13 protein-coding genes and 1 pseudogene are annotated in these 16,440 nt (G+C 43.3%); 7 read left to right on the top strand and 7 right to left on the bottom strand.

Going from position 1 to position 16,440, the window contains the following annotated elements; translation table 11 throughout:
* Positions 1-57: 57 nt before the first annotated feature.
* A complete protein-coding gene (locus BCAMP_RS00635; protein ID WP_035312860.1) occupies positions 58-1,272 on the bottom strand; it encodes a helix-turn-helix domain-containing protein in 1,215 nt (404 codons plus the stop codon).
* Positions 1,273-1,396: 124 nt separating this feature from the next.
* Between BCAMP_RS00635 and BCAMP_RS00630 the strand changes: the two genes are divergently transcribed.
* Positions 1,397-3,664 (top strand): glycoside hydrolase family 3 C-terminal domain-containing protein, encoded by a 2,268-nt coding sequence (locus tag BCAMP_RS00630; protein ID WP_035312858.1) that lies wholly within the window; start codon positions 1,397-1,399, stop codon positions 3,662-3,664.
* Between the two features lie 32 nt (positions 3,665-3,696).
* Entirely contained in the window at positions 3,697-5,082 is a 1,386-nt protein-coding gene (locus BCAMP_RS00625; protein ID WP_035312856.1) for an MFS transporter, read from the top strand.
* A 488-nt stretch (positions 5,083-5,570) separates the two neighbouring features.
* On the opposite strand, the gene BCAMP_RS00620 is transcribed toward BCAMP_RS00625, so the two are convergent.
* Positions 5,571-7,271 carry an ABC transporter ATP-binding protein gene (locus tag BCAMP_RS00620; protein WP_035312855.1) on the bottom strand — a complete coding sequence of 567 codons (1,701 nt, stop codon included), beginning with the start codon at positions 7,269-7,271 and terminating at the stop codon, positions 5,571-5,573.
* A 212-nt stretch (positions 7,272-7,483) separates the two neighbouring features.
* Between BCAMP_RS00620 and BCAMP_RS14875 the strand changes: the two are divergent.
* The 3 genes and pseudogenes from BCAMP_RS14875 to BCAMP_RS00610 form a co-directional block, all read left to right on the top strand.
* A pseudogene (locus BCAMP_RS14875) lies at positions 7,484-7,576 on the top strand (ribonuclease H1 domain-containing protein); the annotation flags it as partial.
* 21 nt (positions 7,577-7,597) lie between these two features.
* A complete protein-coding gene (locus tag BCAMP_RS00615; RefSeq protein WP_332248491.1) occupies positions 7,598-8,050 on the top strand; it encodes an RNase H family protein in 453 nt (150 codons plus the stop codon).
* 481 nt (positions 8,051-8,531) lie between these two features.
* Positions 8,532-8,756 carry a hypothetical protein gene (locus BCAMP_RS00610; protein WP_035312853.1) on the top strand — a complete coding sequence of 75 codons (225 nt, stop codon included), beginning with the start codon at positions 8,532-8,534 and terminating at the stop codon, positions 8,754-8,756.
* 179 nt (positions 8,757-8,935) lie between these two features.
* Here the strand turns inward: BCAMP_RS00610 and BCAMP_RS00605 are convergent, their stop codons facing one another.
* Positions 8,936-9,658, bottom strand: a complete 723-nt coding sequence (locus tag BCAMP_RS00605; protein WP_035312851.1) for an SDR family oxidoreductase — start codon at positions 9,656-9,658, stop codon at positions 8,936-8,938.
* A gap of 117 nt (positions 9,659-9,775) precedes the next feature.
* Here BCAMP_RS00605 and BCAMP_RS00600 point away from each other — a divergent pair, with 117 nt between their 5' ends.
* Positions 9,776-10,111, top strand: a complete 336-nt coding sequence (locus tag BCAMP_RS00600; RefSeq protein WP_035312849.1) for a winged helix-turn-helix transcriptional regulator — start codon at positions 9,776-9,778, stop codon at positions 10,109-10,111.
* A gap of 90 nt (positions 10,112-10,201) precedes the next feature.
* On the top strand, positions 10,202-11,371 hold the full coding sequence (locus BCAMP_RS00595; protein ID WP_051456768.1) for an iron-containing alcohol dehydrogenase: 1,170 nt from the start codon (positions 10,202-10,204) through the stop codon (positions 11,369-11,371).
* A gap of 69 nt (positions 11,372-11,440) precedes the next feature.
* On the opposite strand, the gene BCAMP_RS00590 is transcribed toward BCAMP_RS00595, so the two are convergent.
* The 4 genes from BCAMP_RS00590 to BCAMP_RS00580 are packed head-to-tail and all read right to left on the bottom strand — an operon-like array spanning position 11,441 to position 16,327.
* The gene (locus BCAMP_RS00590; RefSeq protein ID WP_035312846.1) at positions 11,441-12,301 is read right to left on the bottom strand and encodes an ROK family protein; all 861 of its coding nucleotides are present in this window, start codon (positions 12,299-12,301) and stop codon (positions 11,441-11,443) included.
* A gap of 15 nt (positions 12,302-12,316) precedes the next feature.
* A complete protein-coding gene (locus tag BCAMP_RS00585; protein ID WP_035312845.1) occupies positions 12,317-15,010 on the bottom strand; it encodes an alpha-mannosidase in 2,694 nt (897 codons plus the stop codon).
* A gap of 26 nt (positions 15,011-15,036) precedes the next feature.
* On the bottom strand, positions 15,037-15,189 hold the full coding sequence (locus BCAMP_RS14870; protein WP_332248490.1) for a glycoside hydrolase family 125 protein: 153 nt from the start codon (positions 15,187-15,189) through the stop codon (positions 15,037-15,039).
* On the bottom strand, positions 15,173-16,327 hold the full coding sequence (locus BCAMP_RS00580; RefSeq protein WP_332248489.1) for a glycoside hydrolase family 125 protein: 1,155 nt from the start codon (positions 16,325-16,327) through the stop codon (positions 15,173-15,175). The genes BCAMP_RS14870 and BCAMP_RS00580 overlap by 17 nt, the downstream gene beginning before the upstream one ends.
* Between the last annotated feature and the right edge of the window lie 113 nt (positions 16,328-16,440).

Below are 16,440 nucleotides of genomic sequence, written 5' to 3'. Positions count from 1 at the left end.
AGCTTAGCCGAAAAAGGTAGGAGGTCGTTAGTCAACGACACTCCTACCTTTTTTGTGTTAGCATAATGTTTCATTTAAATACGTTCGTGGTGTCATCCCGGTATGTTGTTTAAACACGCGGGTAAAATGGCTTTGATCATGAAATTTTAGGCGTTGCGCAATCTCTAATAAACTGTCTTGATGGGCTGCAATGAGCAATTGGGCTTCTTCAATCCGCAGTTTATGAAGGTGTGTTAGCACAGACACACCGAGTTCGCGCTTAAAGCAGGTCGCTAAGTAGTTTGGTGATAATTGCAGGTCAGCAGCTAACTGATTGACGGTAACTTCTTCGTACAGATGTGCTTTTAAATAATGAACGGTTTTAATAATATGGGGTGATAAATGATTGTTAACACAGCGTCGCACTTCATCGGTAAATAAGAGCAGGGCGATTTTAATTAACTGGTCTGCTTCGGCAATCGTTTGGCAGTTTTCCAGTTGTTGAATGTAGCCATCACTCAGTTCGTAGGCGCGTTCTGAAAAAAGGCCACCTTTAATGGCTGCCCGCGTCGCAAGTGAAACAGCGGCGATCCCGATGTTCTTATAATGTCGGAGGAGGCTACTCGTCGCGAGCAGACCAACAGACTCATCCAAAAACAGCGGGCCTTGATTAAGCAAGAGCTTGAGGTAATCGGTTTTTCCCTGCTCAATCAAGGCTAAATAATGTTGCTCCATCCCAAACGAGCGTTTGTTTGGTCGGGTCGCGGTTGCTTCAAGCTGTTGCCTGTCTTTGGTGTCGTCTGTGGGTGGCAACCAACAATCGGTAATTAAAATAGTTTCACTTTTAAGGGGCTTGCCAAAGATAATCGTGTAAATCAGCTGGATGAGGGCAAACTGTTTAGTGACATCTAAGCAAGGCAACTGCGCATAATAAGATGGCAATTGACTGCGACGATTGATTGGTTGGGCATTGCTGAGCAACTGTAACGTTTCAGGTGTGAGTTGCGCGGTTAAAAAAGGACCGACGATTAAACGGGCATCTAAATGCGGCACTAAATCGATGAAAATAAACCGTTCTAACAGTGGCGAAATATACAATTCTGGCTTGTTACCATTGCTGAGTGACGGTTGAATCCGATCGATAAAGGCAGGACGTTGCAGTTTGTTTTGTTCCTTTCCTTTTTCAAAACATTGCCACTTCCCACTATGATATAGGAGTGTGAAAGGGAAGTCGGTCAATGTCTGAAGCAGTTCGATAACATGGGCACGTTTACGCGTAACAAAAACCTCCAATCAGCTCTTAATGTTAATTAGCATTGTTCTATACTAAAAAACGTAGAAATATACTATAAATGTAACATAATTAATCTTATTATTAAAGAGTGAAAGCGCAAACATTAAAGGAGGAGAAACGATAATGACTATCAAACAAATAGTGTCACAATTAACGTTAGCAGAAAAAGCGAGTCTTTGTTCAGGGCAAGATTTTTGGCATCTTAAAGGAATCGAACGACTCAATCTACCATCGATTATGGTGACGGATGGGCCACATGGGCTCCGTAAACAGCGGCCAGATGCAAATGATCACCTCGGCGTGTTCGACAGTGTACCTGCGATTTGTTTTCCATCAGCGGCAGGAATGGCTGCATCGTGGAATAAGGCGTTGTTATTTGAAGTGGGTGAGGCACTCGGTGAAGCCTGTGTGTCGGAACAAATTTCAGTCTTACTCGGACCAGGCGTAAATATTAAACGCTCACCGTTATGTGGGCGGAACTTCGAGTACTTTTCAGAAGACCCGCTCTTAGCAGCCCAACTGGCGACACAACAAGTAAAGGGTATTCAAACACATCCAGTGGGAACATCGCTTAAACATTTTGCTGTCAATAACCAAGAGGAACGACGGATGACAATCGATGCTAGAGTTGATGAACGCAGTCTGCGTGAAATTTATTTAGCGGCGTTTGAAGCAGTTGTCAAAGAGGCACAACCAGCGACGGTGATGAGTTCATATAACCGTGTAAATGGTGAATATGCGTCAGAAAGTGAGCGTTTACTCACAACCATCTTACGTGATGAATGGGGCTTTGAAGGAGCTGTTGTGTCGGATTGGGGGGCGGTTAATCATCGTGTCGCTGCTTTGAAAGCAGGGTTAGAACTCGATATGCCGGCTAACAATGGTTATTCAGACAGTCTAATCGTGGCGGCAGTTGAAGATGGGAGCTTGGATGAAGCAGTGGTCGATCAAGCGGCTGAACGGGTGCTGCGTCTCATTGAGATGACGAAGCCACAAGCGAATCCAGCCCCTTACGATTTAGCAGCGCATCATCAATTAGCCCGTCGCGTGGCGAGTGAAAGTATGGTCTTACTTAAAAATGAAGCGGACTTGCTGCCATTGAGCAAAGAACGTGATGTGGTCATCATTGGTGAATTAGCACAGACACCACGTTACCAAGGGAGCGGTAGTTCAAAAATCAATCCAACAATGGTCGAAACAATTCGAACGGAAATGCAAAGCGCCGCACCTTTGGCAACTGTCAGTTATGCCCAAGGCTATGAACTTGCAACAGATGATAGCGATGAGGGATTGATAGCAGAAGCTGTTGCAATGGCAACAACCGCGGATCAACTCGTTGTTGTTCTTGGATTGCCAGACCGCTATGAATCAGAAGGCTATGACCGTCAACATTTGCGCTTACCAGCTAACCAACTGCAGTTGATTGAACGTTTAAGTGCCGTTAATGAGCGTATCGTTGTTGTATTAAGTAATGGGGCACCGATTGAAATGCCTTGGATTGACAAGGTTGATGCTGTTCTGGAGGCGTATTTAGGTGGGCAAGCAGCTGGTGGGGCAGTGAGTGATTTACTGTACGGTGATGTGAATCCGAGTGGGAAACTAGCCGAAACCTTCCCCTTGCGTTTAGCAGATACACCTGCACACCTTAACTTCCCAGGTGCAAATGATGTGGTTGATTACAATGAAGGACTTTTTGTGGGCTATCGTTATTATGAAGCGAAAGCAATGGAGACGCTCTTTCCGTTTGGTCATGGCCTTAGTTACACGCAGTTTGATTATCAACAAATGAGCGTTAATCGCACGGCATTAACCGATGAAGAGACAGTCGAGGTAGCAGTGACAATCGCCAATAGTGGGGCGCGAGCAGGGCAAGAAATTGTGCAGTTGTACGTGCAAGACTTACAGAGCACGGTCATTCGTCCGTTAAAAGAATTAAAGGCCTTTACGAAGGTAAGGTTAGCACCAGGCGAAACAAAAACGGTCACGCTAACCTTAGACAAGCGTGCGTTTAGTTATTACGATGTAAGCATCAATGATTGGCATGTGGAGACGGGGGAATTCGCGTTGCTAGTCGGTCGTTCATCCGCAGTGATTGAACTCCGTGAAACGGTACATGTGACATCGACGCAGCCGTTGCCGGTAGCGATGACTCGTAATTCGACGGTCGGAGATATTATGTGTCATCCAGCAACACGTGAAACCGCGCAGCACTTTTTTAAACAACTGGAGATGCCATTTAACATTGCAGAAATGGATTTTGAAGCAGAAGCGCTCGATTTAGGTGCAGCGATGTTAAAAAATATGCCATTAAGAGGGATTGTTAGTTTCAGTCAAGGTCAGTTTTCAGAAGAGCAACTCGCAGCATTCTTGAATGCATTAAACGCGAATTGATAATGGGCTAATTGAACGAAGGAGGATAAACGATGACAATAGCAAAGCGCAATACGATTTCATTAACTGAAAGAGTCTCATACGGTTCGGGTGACTTTGCGTCCGGTATTGTATGGCACGTATCAACGATGTTTTTGATGTTTTATTACACGATGGTAATCGGACTTAATCCAGCCACTATCGGGACGATTATTTTTGCTTCGAAGGTGTTTGATGGCGTTACCGATATTGGGATGGGTTTTATTGTCGACAAAACCCATAGTAAACACGGCAAGGCTCGCCCATGGGTTTTATGGGGCTCTGTTCCGTTTCTCATCAGTGGTATTTTATTGTATACTGTCCCTGATGTTAGTACGTTTTGGCAGCTGGTGTATGTGGCGATTTCGTATAACTTATTGTCGTTTGCCTACACAATGGTCAACATTCCGTACGGCACTTTAACATCGCTCATTACCCAAGATCAATACGAGCGTTCGGTCTTAAATGTCACACGGATGCTCTTTAGCACCGCGGCAGCGATGATTGCCGGGATGGGAACATTAGCGATTGTTAAAATGCTCGGTGGTGGGCAAAAAGGTTGGATTTTCATGTCAATCATCTTCTCAATCGTCGGCTTTATCTGTTTATTACTCTGCTTTAAAAACACGAAGGAACGGGTAAAACCAGCGATTAAGGCATTAGAGAATCGTCCGTTACCGCTTAAAACATCGTTGAAGTTTCTGTTTAATAATAAGTATTGGGTGATTGTGTTAGCGTTTTTCTTAGTTCAAAACATTGCAAGTGGTGTCGGCACAGCAATTAGTACATTTTTCGTTGCACAGGTTGCCAGCGCGAGTGCTTCGTTAACGACAGAATCATTGATGGGTATTTTAACGATTACAACGGTTATCCCAACAGTATTATGTATGGTGTTGGCGTTGCCAGTGATTAAGCGTTATGGTAAGCGAAATGTGGCGATGGTCGGAACGGTGATCGCTCTCATTGGTTCGTTTATCATCTTAATTGAACCATACAGCTTGCCACTCTTAATTGCGACAAATGTGATTAAGGGGATTGGTGGGGCAGCAGTGGTTGCCATTCTGTTTGCCTTATTAGCCGATACGATTGAATATGGCGAATGGCGCAACGGTGTTCGAACTGAAGGTTTGATTTATTCAGCTGGGAGCTTTGGTGCCAAAGTCGGTACTGGTTTCGGGACAGCTGTTGTTGGTTGGATGTTAGCGGCAGCAGGCTTTGTATCAGGTGCGGCGGTACAGCCTGAATCAGCGCAATCAATGATTGTTTTCATCTTCTTATGGCTGCCGATTTTATTTAATCTCTTGATGATTATCATTTTATACTTCTACAAATTAGATAAAGAATTCCCCCGTATTTTAGCCGATTTAGCAGCGATACGTGAGGGACAGACTGATAAATAAGGAACTAAACAAAAAACAGCAGACATGCCCAAATGGAGGGCGTGTCTGCTGTTTGCTTGTGAGGGAACAGCAACAGTCAATTCGGCAAACTGCTTTTTTCAGTTCTCCAGGTTGATTTCACTTTTATTTTTCCAGTACAATCAGCTAACAGCTAGTAAATTTCAAGCTCGCTACTCGCGATGGGAGATAATCGCAAGTACGACCTTTCCAATTTATACGCTGTTGAACGAGCTGATTTCACTTTTATTTTTCCAGTTCAATCAACCATAACTTAGGAAATTTCACTCCCTCACTTACCGATGGAAAATAATCGGTAAATTCGGCAGTTCCAATTTCTACAGTTCTACCAGGTTGATTTCACTTTTATTTTTCCAGTTCAATCAGCTAACAGCTAGTAAATTTCAAGCTCGCTACTCGCGATGGAAAATAATCGCAAGTACGACCTTTCCAATTTATACGCTGTTGAACGAGCTGATTTCACTTTTATTCTAATTTTGTAATTGTCGATACACACCATCTTGGGCCAGTAATTGTTCGTGTGTGCCTTGTTCGGCGATGCCGCTTTCATCAATAACGATGATGCGGTCAGCATCGCGAATCGTTGCTAATCGATGGGCGATAATTAAGGTGGTGCGGCCTTCAGTCAGTTTGTTCAATGAGTCCTGAATGATTCGTTCCGTCGCAGTATCCAAGGCGGAAGTCGCTTCATCTAAAATGAGTAGTGGTGGGTTTTTTAGAAACATTCGCGCAATCGCTAAGCGTTGTTTTTGTCCACCTGACAATTTAACACCACGTTCACCAATGACGGTGTTGAGGCCATCACTCATATTGAGGATAACATCTTCGAGGTTGGCCAGTTTTGCCACCTGCCAAATTTCATCATCGGTTGCATCGAGTTTACCGTAGGCAATGTTTTCACGCACTGTGCCAGAAAAGAGGTAGACGTCTTGCTGCACAATCCCTATGTTTTGACGGAGCGAGGCGAGTGTCATCTCGCGAATATCGATGCCATCAATCGTAATTGCACCGGCCGTTACGTCATAAAACCGTGGCAATAAGCTACACAAGGTCGTTTTGCCAGCACCAGAAGGTCCAACAAAGGCGATTGTTTCACCCGGTTGTACGGTTAAGTTAATGTTTGTCAGAATCGCTTTTGAGTCCTCATAATGAAAGCCAACATTGTGATATGTAATTTGACCTTGCAACTGAGATACGGTTTTAGCATGAGGAGCATCGCTGACTGACGGCTCAAGTGCCATCGTTTCGCTGAAGCGTTTAAAACCAGCAATGCCTTTGGGATAACTTTCGATGACTGCGTTGATTTTTTCAATCGGTCGTACGAGGACGTTTGCTAATAAAATAAAAGCAACAAATTGCCCGTTTGTCATCTGGTTGTTAATTGTAAAATACGAACCCATCAACAGGGTGAACAAGGTCATTAAGCGAATCAGTAAATAGTTGATCGATGAACTTTTGGCCATCGTACCATAAAAGAGTGATTTGGCATGCTTGTAACCGTTGTTAATTAGCTTGAAACGTTTCCGTTCATAGTTTTCGTTCGCAAATGCTTTCACAACACGAATCCCACCAATGGCATTTTCGATACCGGCATTAAAGTCAGCCAGTGATTTGAAAATTTTGGCGTTGACACGGGTCATTCGTTTGTTGAAAAAGACAATTAGAAAGGCGATTAACGGTACAAGTACAACGGTCGAAATTGCTAATCCAACATGGATGCGCATCATGATTAAAAAGGTACCGATAACAGTCATAATCGCGATGAAAATATCTTCGGGGCCATGATGGGCCACTTCGCCAATTTCAAATAAATCATTCGTCATCCGCGACATCAGTTTACCGGTACGCTCATTGTCATAATAGTCAAACGATTGCTTTTGCAAATGATTGTAGAGGTCATTACGCATATCTGATTCAATGTTTAAGCCGAGCAGATGTCCCCAGTAGGTGACGATGTATTGCATAAAACTGTTGATGATGTAAAAGGCAAACAGCGCGGCGACGGCTGTCACAATTAACGTCCAGTTTTTTGACGGCAGTAACGTATCGATGACTCGGTTGACCGCCATAGGAAAGGCAAGTTCGAGTAAGGCGGCAAAGACCGCACACGAGAAATCAAGGATGAAGAGCTTTTTGTACGGTTTATAATAGCTAAAGAAATGCTTAAGCATGTGGCTGATTGCCCCCTCTATTGAGTAGTGTTTAGTTGAATGTCTCTCTTGTATTTTAGCGATAAAAGCCTTAATAGTAAAGATGACAAGCTGATTTTACGGTTTTAATGGTCTTTTTTAAGCTCCAATAAGGTAAAATAAAGAGGAAGCAAATAAGAAAGGCGTGATAATAATGGCAGCACAAAAATACTACGCAGTAAAAAAAAGGGAAGCGGATTGGCATCGTGCGGACGTGGGCAGATTGCCAGGCGCTAACGAAGGGCTTTTCGGGCGCTATTTATAAAAGTTTTACGACGGAGCAAGAAGCGCGAGCTTTCATCGAAGGGGTGAGCAGTCATCAACCGGCCCATATTGTGGCCCATAACCCAGACGAACTCGTTGCTTATGTGGACGGTAGTTACAATAAATTCACCGAAGAATTCGCGTATGGCATGGTCATCCTCGAAAATGATACGGTGATTCATGAAGAAGGTAAAAAATTCAAAAATGAATTTTCAAGCATGCGTAATGTTGCGGGTGAAGTGTATGGGGCAACGCGTGCAATTGAATATGCAGCAGCGCTTGGCAAAGATGTCGGCATTTATTACGATTATACCGGAATTGAACATTGGGCCAAAGGCGAGTGGAAAACAAATAACGCCCTCACCAAGGGCTACCGTGAATACGTGGCAGCGGTGAATACAATTAAAATTACCTTCCATAAAGTCGCAGCCCACACGGGTGTTGAATACAATGAACGGGTTGATCGTTTGGCGAAACAGGCGTTGGGGATTAAGTAAGATAGTGATGGGATTGCAGTCTGTGACTGGACTGTAATCCTGAGACTGAAGCTAAACGTTGTGCTAGGTCATTACGACTTGCTCGCTCGGGATTACGTACCATCAGTACGCGCACCGTCATTCACTTGTCTTGCCTACTAGTACGAAAGTTATTTAAAGCCGTTCTAAACTGCAGTGATTAGAGAAACGAAAGTGAAATCAACCGCATAGAAGCAAACAGCTTGGAAGAAAAATGAAGTTTGTGTAGACCGAGTGTTACAATGGCTTAACTTAGCATCCTATTATTTGTTTGTACGCTATGTACATGTTATAGTAGCGTTGAAAATGAGCGGGATTAGGCTACGAAGACTAATATCTTTGAACGTCTTTGTGATCTTAACTATTTCTAACGTGCTTAAAGTTGAAAAAGCTTATTCTTGATTCCATCCAAGAAAGGCAGTAAAGCATATCCTCAAACGGGCTGATTTCAAGGTGAAGTGAGATGAAGCGCTATGTCATGATGTTACGAAACAGATCTTTTGCGAGTCTGTTTATTGCGATGAATTTAAATACCATCAGTCAAACGTTTGCGAACGTCAGCATCGTTTGGCTGCTTTATCATGCCACAAATGAGCCGCTGTTGGTGGCACTATCAGGGGGAGTTATGATGATTCCAGCACTTATTTCTGGCACGTTACTTGGCGGTCTCATCTATCCAGTAAAATAAGCTGTCTCATTTTGCTCCAATATCTTCGAAGTTGAACGAGCTTGTTTTAACTTTTATTTTTATCCAGTAAAACAAGCTAACTTCTGTTATATTTCACAAAATTCGAATCGACGGTAAATAGTCGATGTCTCATTTTGCTCCAATATCTTCGAAGTTGAACGAGCTTGTTTTAACTTTTATTAACTATCTTGTTTTGTTGCTGCAATCACAAGTTCACGGATATTGACTGATTGGGGCATTTCGTACATGAATTTAACAGAGGTTGCTACGTGTACGGGATTAAGGGAAGTGCCACCCATTGTTTCTTTCCATTGATTATAGCCGTCTTTAATGTTTTCATCGGTTGTGTGTCCGAGTAGTTCGGTTTCAGCCGCACCCGGGGCCACTAACATGATGCGCACATTATAGCTACTGACTTCTTCACGGACAGTTTCTGTTAAGGCGTGAACACCATATTTTGTCGCACAGTAAGCCGCGTGGTTGCCAAACGTTTTTTTACCTGCAATCGATGAAACATTAATAATCGTTCCTTCGTTCCGCGTCATCATGTCACTAAGGACGATTTTAGTTCCATTCAAAACGGCCTTAACATTCACATCTAACATCGTTTGCCATTCAGTTATATCTTGTTGCCAGATGTTTCCGAGGAGCATCACACCAGCATTATTAATTAAACAATCGACTTTGCCGTATTTCTTTTCGGCTTCAGCTACCGCTGCTGCAAAGGCATTGAAATCAGTCACGTCTACCGCTTTAACTAAGGTATTTGGTAAATTCAAATCGATCATCGGTTCGATACGTCGTGCTAATAACAATATGGGATGTCCGGCAGCGCTGAATTGCAAGGCCATTTCTTTGCCGAAGCCACTGCTTGCGCCGGTAATAACGATTAAAGGTTTCATCTGTTTGTTCCTACTTTCTAATCTGTGATACTCATAGTATACTAAAGTCACATAAAATAACTAGTACGCACATGAAGGTGCGTCACTTACCTAGAGGTAAGTAAGGGAGCTTAAGTGATGTTTTTAAATGAATTTGATGCGACGATGCAACACATTCAAGGCAAATGGAAGATTATGATTTTATATGAGTTACATGAGCAGGGCGTTGTTCGTTTTAATCAATTGCAACGTTATATCGATGCGATATCATCAAAAACATTAACGAATCAATTAAAGGAGTTGGAGGAAATGGGTGTGATTACACGGGTTGTGTTTCCGGTTGTCCCTCCCCATGTTGAATATTCCTTAACTGCCAAAGGGGAAAGTTTAATCCCAGTGCTCGACCTTATTTGCGAATGGGGTTTGGCTCAGGTTGAACCGCAATTGCTCGACCGCACGCTCTGTCAGGAGTGACGTCGACTCAGTCTGCAAATGTGGCTGCAGCTACGCGTTGTGCTATAATAAAATATGTAAATAGCTTAAGAAAGTGGTGGATAAAAAATGATGCAACCGTTTGATTTTTATAATCCGACCCATATTGTATTTGGGCCAGAACGTTTAGATGAGTTAAATACACTCGTGCCGACTGATGCCCGTGTGTTAGTTTTATTTGGTGGCGAATCAGCTCGTCGCTTTGGCACGATTGATAAAGTGAAGACCGGTTTAGGTGCACGTACTGTGTTTGAATTTGCTGGTGTTGAAGCAAATCCAACGTTCGAGACGTTGATGAAAGCTGTGGCACTAGTGAAGGCCAACGGGATTGACTTCTTATTGGCAGTTGGTGGTGGTTCAGTAATTGATGGCACGAAATTTGTGGCCGCAGCAGCTGAATTCGCCGGTGATCCGATTGATTTATTTGGTGGTGGCATTGGTCAACAATTACCCACGCAATCGGCCTTACCATACGGAACCGTGTTGACGTTACCTGCCACAGCTTCGGAAATGAACAACGGCAGTGTCATTACCTTTGTTGCGAAAAAGGCGAAGTTGAGCTTTAAGAGCCCGCACACCTTCCCGCAATTCTCCTTTTTAGACCCGACATTAACGTATACTTTACCAAAACGTCAATTGGCGAACGGGATTGTTGATGCATTCGTGCATGTTTTTGAGCAGTACATGACCTACGATACAGGTGCTTTGGTTACGGATCGTTTTGCTGAAGGATTGTTACAAACCTTGATTGAAATTGGTCCGAATATTGTCAACAACGAGACACCGGATTACAATGAACGTGCCAACTTTATGTGGGCCGCAACGAATGCCTTAAATGGTGTGTTACGTGTTGGTGTGCCACAAGATTGGGCCACACATATGATTGGTCACGAAATTACGAACCTGTACCACATTGATCATGCGCGGACGTTAGCTGCGATTTTACCAGCAATGTTACGTGTGCGACGTTCACAAAAAGAGGCGAAGCTATTACAATACGCTGAGCGTGTGTTAGGGATTACTACTGGTACAACTGAAGAACGAATTGAAGCGGCGATTATCCAAACAGCGGTCTTCTTTGAGTCAATTGGTGTACCAACCTCACTAGCTGCCTATGAACTCGGTGAAGCGGATGTGGAAGCCATCGTTGCTAACCTCGAAGCACATCAATTGGTGCGCTTATCTGAACATGGTGATGTGACTCCGGCAGTGAGCCGCGACATTTTACTAGCAAGCTTATAATACTAAAAGCACGACCGCCTGTTTCCATCACAATGGAAGAAGCGGTCGTGCTTTTTTGTCGTTCACTATTTAAACTAACGTTTCCTTAGCCAATAACAAAGCCCCAGTAATACCGGCATCATCGCCCAATTCGCAGTAAACGAGGTACTGATCGAGTGGTGGGGTATTGACGTAACCGTTCATTAATTCATTAAAATAGTGACGCATTTTTGGATACAGCTGGCTTTGCTTCATGACACCGCCACCGAAAATAATTTTTTCGGGTGAGAGCGTTAACGTATAGTTAACGGCAGCCTGCGCGAGGTAGAAGGCTTCGATATCCCATGCCTCATGTTCAGGCGGTAAGGTGGTGGCTGCTTGCTGAAAGCGAGCAGCAATTGCGGGGCCGGCAGCTAAACCTTCAAGGCAGTCGCCATGGTAAGGGCAAACACCAGCGAAAGCATCGTCTGGATGATGTTTCACTAAGATGTGGCCCATTTCAGGATGGCTAAAACCATGCAATAGTTGGTCGTTCATCACAACCCCACCGCCAATACCAGTGCCAACCGTTAAGTAAACACAGCTGTGTTTGCCACGGGCGGCACCACGTTTTAATTCGCCAAAAGCCGCGGCGTTAACGTCGGTCGTAAAGGCGATTGGTATTTGAAAATGGCGTTTGAGTGTGCCGAGTAAATCGAATTGTTGCCACGCGATTTTTGGTGTTGCTAAAATCGAGCCATAGGTCGGTGAAACTTCGTTGACGTCAATCGGTCCAAAGGACCCAATCGCCAAAGCATCAAGTTGATGCGGTTCAAAAAAAGCAAAGACGGCCGCTAATGTTTCAGTTGGTGTGGTCGTCGGTAATGAGATGCGCTCAAGCAGTTGTAGGTTTTTATCAGCAACGGCACAAATAAATTTTGTGCCGCCCGCTTCAATTGCGCCTAGTAACATAAATATTCCCCCCTTTTATGAGTCTTTGTTCCAAATGATGCTGCAGATTTCAGCCGGATCCAGTGTAGCTTTAAGTGGTATGTTACTCACTTGTTCAACCAAGTTACAACGCTGAGGGCTGTATTGTGGTAAGTCAATTTTAAAGTCACTTTCAGTGCTACTATTTAAATTAAAACCACGTGTAATAATCGCCGTATCACGCTCTTTACATTTAAGTGCCGTCAATAAAAACTGAGGGCTATCAATTGTTAAAAACGAATCAATCGGTAACCATTTTCCGGTTGAAGCCGTGGTGTTGATTATGCTAAACGGAATTTGAGCAGCATGAGCGTTTTGATAAGTTTCAGCTGCATCTGTAGCACCATGAAAAGTAATACCATAAGACACACTTTGAGCACCTATACATTGCGCTTCAGGTGTTGGGAAGTACCCCCAATCACCGAGTTCACCGACTGCACGTAATAATGTCAGTGCAATTGTATTATCAGTTGGCATAACTTCGTATTCATTGAGACCGTAATTAGTCACTGTGATACCGACTGCATCATCTTGCACATTAATAAAACTTTGTTGATGTTGGGGATTAGTAGGGTTTTCCCAATTAGCCGTTACCTGATTCGGTCGTTTAACTACCTCGTAGATACTGTCGGTATAATGGTCAGCAACATTAAGTCCGGTTGGGAACAGCACTCTTAAGCGGTGGTTGGTCATTGTATTTGTGAAGTTGGTGGTGAATTGTAAGTGAGGACTGCCTTTTAATAGTGTGATATCTGTTGTTAATGTTAGCGGTGTAGTAACTTTACTTCGTTCTGCTAGACGTTCTCGAATATCCGTGACACGTTCCATTTCAAGTTGTAACTGTTCATCAGCTGACACGGGAATCCTCATCGTTTGTGTTAAGCGGATTGTTGCCATTTCAGTCGTGTTAGCTAGAATCTCAGCCTCACAGTCATTTTCATGTGCAAATAAAATCGGATCATTATTTGCTTGTTTAAAGATATACTCATTACCGATATCACCGACATTCTCAAATGCGAGCAACTCCGGATAGATCTGCTGCGTCCGTTTATCGGTGACAGTTAAACGGCCGTCGGCAGCGATTTTCACATGTAAAGTCTCGTTTTCAAGCTGACGAGCATCGCACGCAATCAGTGGGAGCACGTCCGGTTGTGTGGCTGTTTGTGGAGTAAGGGCATAACTGTGCCATGATAATGCGGGTAATTGTGGTGCAACAAAGCGAACGGTGACATAAATCGCCATAAATGGTTGACGAAAACGATCTTTAGGAAGGTCATAATTAAAACGAACGGTTTTGTTAATGACCTCGGTAGGGATAATGTCACCAGAAGCGCTACGAACAACAAAGTCAGGCAATGATTCCGCCATCAGCTGATCATGTAAGTCGGACGGTTTACCCGTGCTAAAAGGGAGGCGTTTCCATTCTATTTCTTGGGTGACAATCTCTGTTTTGGTGCTACCTGCTGTATTCACGACAATAAATGGTCGTTCATCAGTCGAAAAGATAGACGTATCAATCGTCGTCGCTAATGTCTCAAGTGCTTCGCTTGCTAAAAATTTACCGACTTCGAGCGCCTTTTCATAGCGTGTCATCATTTCACGGTGGACTTCATCAACGCTACAGCCACATATACTATCATGTGGATGATTCTGCATCAGTAATTTCCAAGCATAGCGCAATTCATCATGCGGATATTGTCCTGAAATCGAAGCTGCCATTGTAGCCAACGGCTCAGTAATGTTTTCAAGTTGTCGTTGGACTTCTGTGTTTTTTTGCTTCAAATAAACCCGGGTACTGGCTGTGTTCGCCAGTGTATACCAACCATCGGTTTCTTGACTCGTCAATTCGCCACTGACTGTGCTCAAGTCAGTCGGTAGATTAGTCTTAACGGCGGCTAAGTAATCGGTGAAATTACTATGGATAAACTCATAATCGGGAAATAAGCGGTTAGCAACTTTAATAGCAGCAGTAATGTCTTGTTGCACAGGTTGATGATCAACACCATTCATCATTAGGAGGTGAGGTGTGGCGGCGTATTGTTCCACCTCTGCTAATTTTTTTTGCCAGAAGGCTTTAGCTGCTGTTTCGTCGACTGGAATTTCATTACCATTACTATACCAATTGGCAAAAAGGAGACTAAAAATCGTCGTTTTATCTGCGCCTTCCCACCACATTTCAGAAAAACTAGAACTGTATTTATCATCAGAAATAACGGCGTTATCAAAGCCAGTGGGTTTAACGCCACGCCCAAAAGCAGCAGCGGTAATACCAGCTTCTGCCAACATTTGAGGTGCTTGTCCCATGTTTCCAAATGTATCGGGGAAGTAGCCGAGGTCGACATGTGCGCCCCAACGTTGACATTCATCCAATCCGATGAGCATGTTACGCGTATTGGACTCGCTGCTAATTAAAAAATCATCTTGTAAAATGTAAAACGGACCGATTTTTAATTTGCCAGCCGTAATGGCAGCTTGCAGTTCATCTTTACGATGAGGACGTATTTCGAGGTAATCATCGAGAATAATCGTTTGACCATCCAGATGAAAACTATCAAAATCGGGGTCACGTTTAAATAAATCAAGCAGGTCATCGATGAGTGCTACAAGACGGAGATGATGTTGCTCGTAAGGCAAATACCATTCACGATCCCAATGACTATGAGAAATAATATATACTTTTTTTGTTGGCATGTCGGGCTCCTTTTTGCTTAAGTACTTTAAGCAGTTATTTTTATGTCGTAGTAATCCATCAATAATTCACAAAACATCATATTAGCCCACGAGAACCATTCACGCGTATAGTTATCCGCATTATTTACATCAAAACCTTCGTGCATTAAATCAGTGCCGCCATCATTGGCTGCCAGCATATCTAGAATACGTTTTTTTCTCTGCTTTACTTGTTGTTGTCATGCCCTCAATCGCCAGTGCAATTGGCCAAATATAGTTAGGTGGTGTATGAGAACTACCGATACCTTTTGCGTTTTTCCCTTCATAAAAGTAAGGGTTTTCAGAACTAAGTAACGTCTGACGTGTTGCAAGATAAATGGGATCATCCATCGCACAATAGCCTAAGTAAGGTGCGGCGATTAAACTCGGAACGTTAGAATCATCTTGAATACTATAGTTACCTAATCCATCAACTTCGAAGGCAAAGATGGTTTCACTGGCTTCGTTTTTAACCAAGGCATGCTTCTGAATGCCTTGTTCAATGGCTTGTTTCAAAGCGGTAGCTCGATTTACAATGGCAGCATCCGGTAAAATCTTTGTATAAATATCAATTAAATAACGTAAAACAACGATCGCAAACATGTTGCTGGGAACAAGGTAGCCATATTGACAAACATCATCACTCGGTCGGAAACCAGACCAGGTCATGCCTGTGTAACCAACGGGAGAGCCAGCACCGCCATTTGGTAACGTATCTTCGACGCGGGTCGTGTCGCGTTCGAATCGATAAGACGAGTGCTCGTGATTTTGTTCCGTTTCCCAAACTGTTAAAATAGCCTGAATGCCAGCAGTGAAGGCAGGGGTGAAATGAGCGCTATCACCAGTGTTTTTGTAGAGTAAATAGGCAAGTTGCACAGGATAACAAAGGGAATCAATTTCGTATTTTCGCTCCCAAATCCAAGGGCTCATTTTTGTTTTATCTGATTGATGCCCAGCACCATTAGCTGAAGCATTGAAGGCATTGGCATAGGGATCTAAATTGATGTATTGAAACTGTTTGGCCACTAATCCAGCAATCATTTCTTTTAAAGCTGTATCAGATTGAGCGAGTGGTAAATAAGGTCGCACTTGAGCCGTAGAGTCGCGTAGCCACATTGCTGGAATATCTCCTGTGACTAAAAATGTACTGTTGTCATCAAATCGCTGAACAGTGGTTTGTAACGTGTTGGCATAACATTTATTGAAGATAGTTGCCCAATGGTGGTTTTCGGTCATTGCTTTATCACTAATTTTTTTCATGAACGCTTGTACGGTTGCAGAAATTGCTTTATCAGTCATACGATTACACACTCCTTTTGGTTTGGTATATCATTGTTTACAAAACCGATTATATGGTATATCATTTTAAAAGTAAAGCGCTTTCTTTTTTGGGTACGAGTAAAAGCGCTATT

Origin of the sequence: Brochothrix campestris FSL F6-1037, assembly GCF_000525915.1 — a bacterium.
Lineage (GTDB): Bacteria > Bacillota > Bacilli > Lactobacillales > Listeriaceae > Brochothrix > Brochothrix campestris.
Note: the sequence above shows the minus strand (reverse complement) of the source record. Positions and strands in the feature narration are given on the sequence as shown.

Coding starts and splice junctions, on each gene's coding strand:
- BCAMP_RS00630 (WP_035312858.1), top strand. CDS start 1,397: ATGACTATCAAACAAATAGTGTCACAATTAACGTTAGCAGAAAAAGCG.
- BCAMP_RS00625 (WP_035312856.1), top strand. CDS start 3,697: ATGACAATAGCAAAGCGCAATACGATTTCATTAACTGAAAGAGTCTCA.
- BCAMP_RS00620 (WP_035312855.1), bottom strand. CDS start 7,271: ATGCTTAAGCATTTCTTTAGCTATTATAAACCGTACAAAAAGCTCTTC.
- BCAMP_RS00610 (WP_035312853.1), top strand. CDS start 8,532: ATGAAGCGCTATGTCATGATGTTACGAAACAGATCTTTTGCGAGTCTG.
- BCAMP_RS00605 (WP_035312851.1), bottom strand. CDS start 9,658: ATGAAACCTTTAATCGTTATTACCGGCGCAAGCAGTGGCTTCGGCAAA.
- BCAMP_RS00600 (WP_035312849.1), top strand. CDS start 9,776: ATGTTTTTAAATGAATTTGATGCGACGATGCAACACATTCAAGGCAAA.
- BCAMP_RS00595 (WP_051456768.1), top strand. CDS start 10,202: ATGCAACCGTTTGATTTTTATAATCCGACCCATATTGTATTTGGGCCA.
- BCAMP_RS00590 (WP_035312846.1), bottom strand. CDS start 12,301: ATGTTACTAGGCGCAATTGAAGCGGGCGGCACAAAATTTATTTGTGCC.
- BCAMP_RS00585 (WP_035312845.1), bottom strand. CDS start 15,010: ATGCCAACAAAAAAAGTATATATTATTTCTCATAGTCATTGGGATCGT.
- BCAMP_RS14870 (WP_332248490.1), bottom strand. CDS start 15,189: ATGCTGGCAGCCAATGATGGCGGCACTGATTTAATGCACGAAGGTTTT.
- BCAMP_RS00580 (WP_332248489.1), bottom strand. CDS start 16,327: ATGACTGATAAAGCAATTTCTGCAACCGTACAAGCGTTCATGAAAAAA.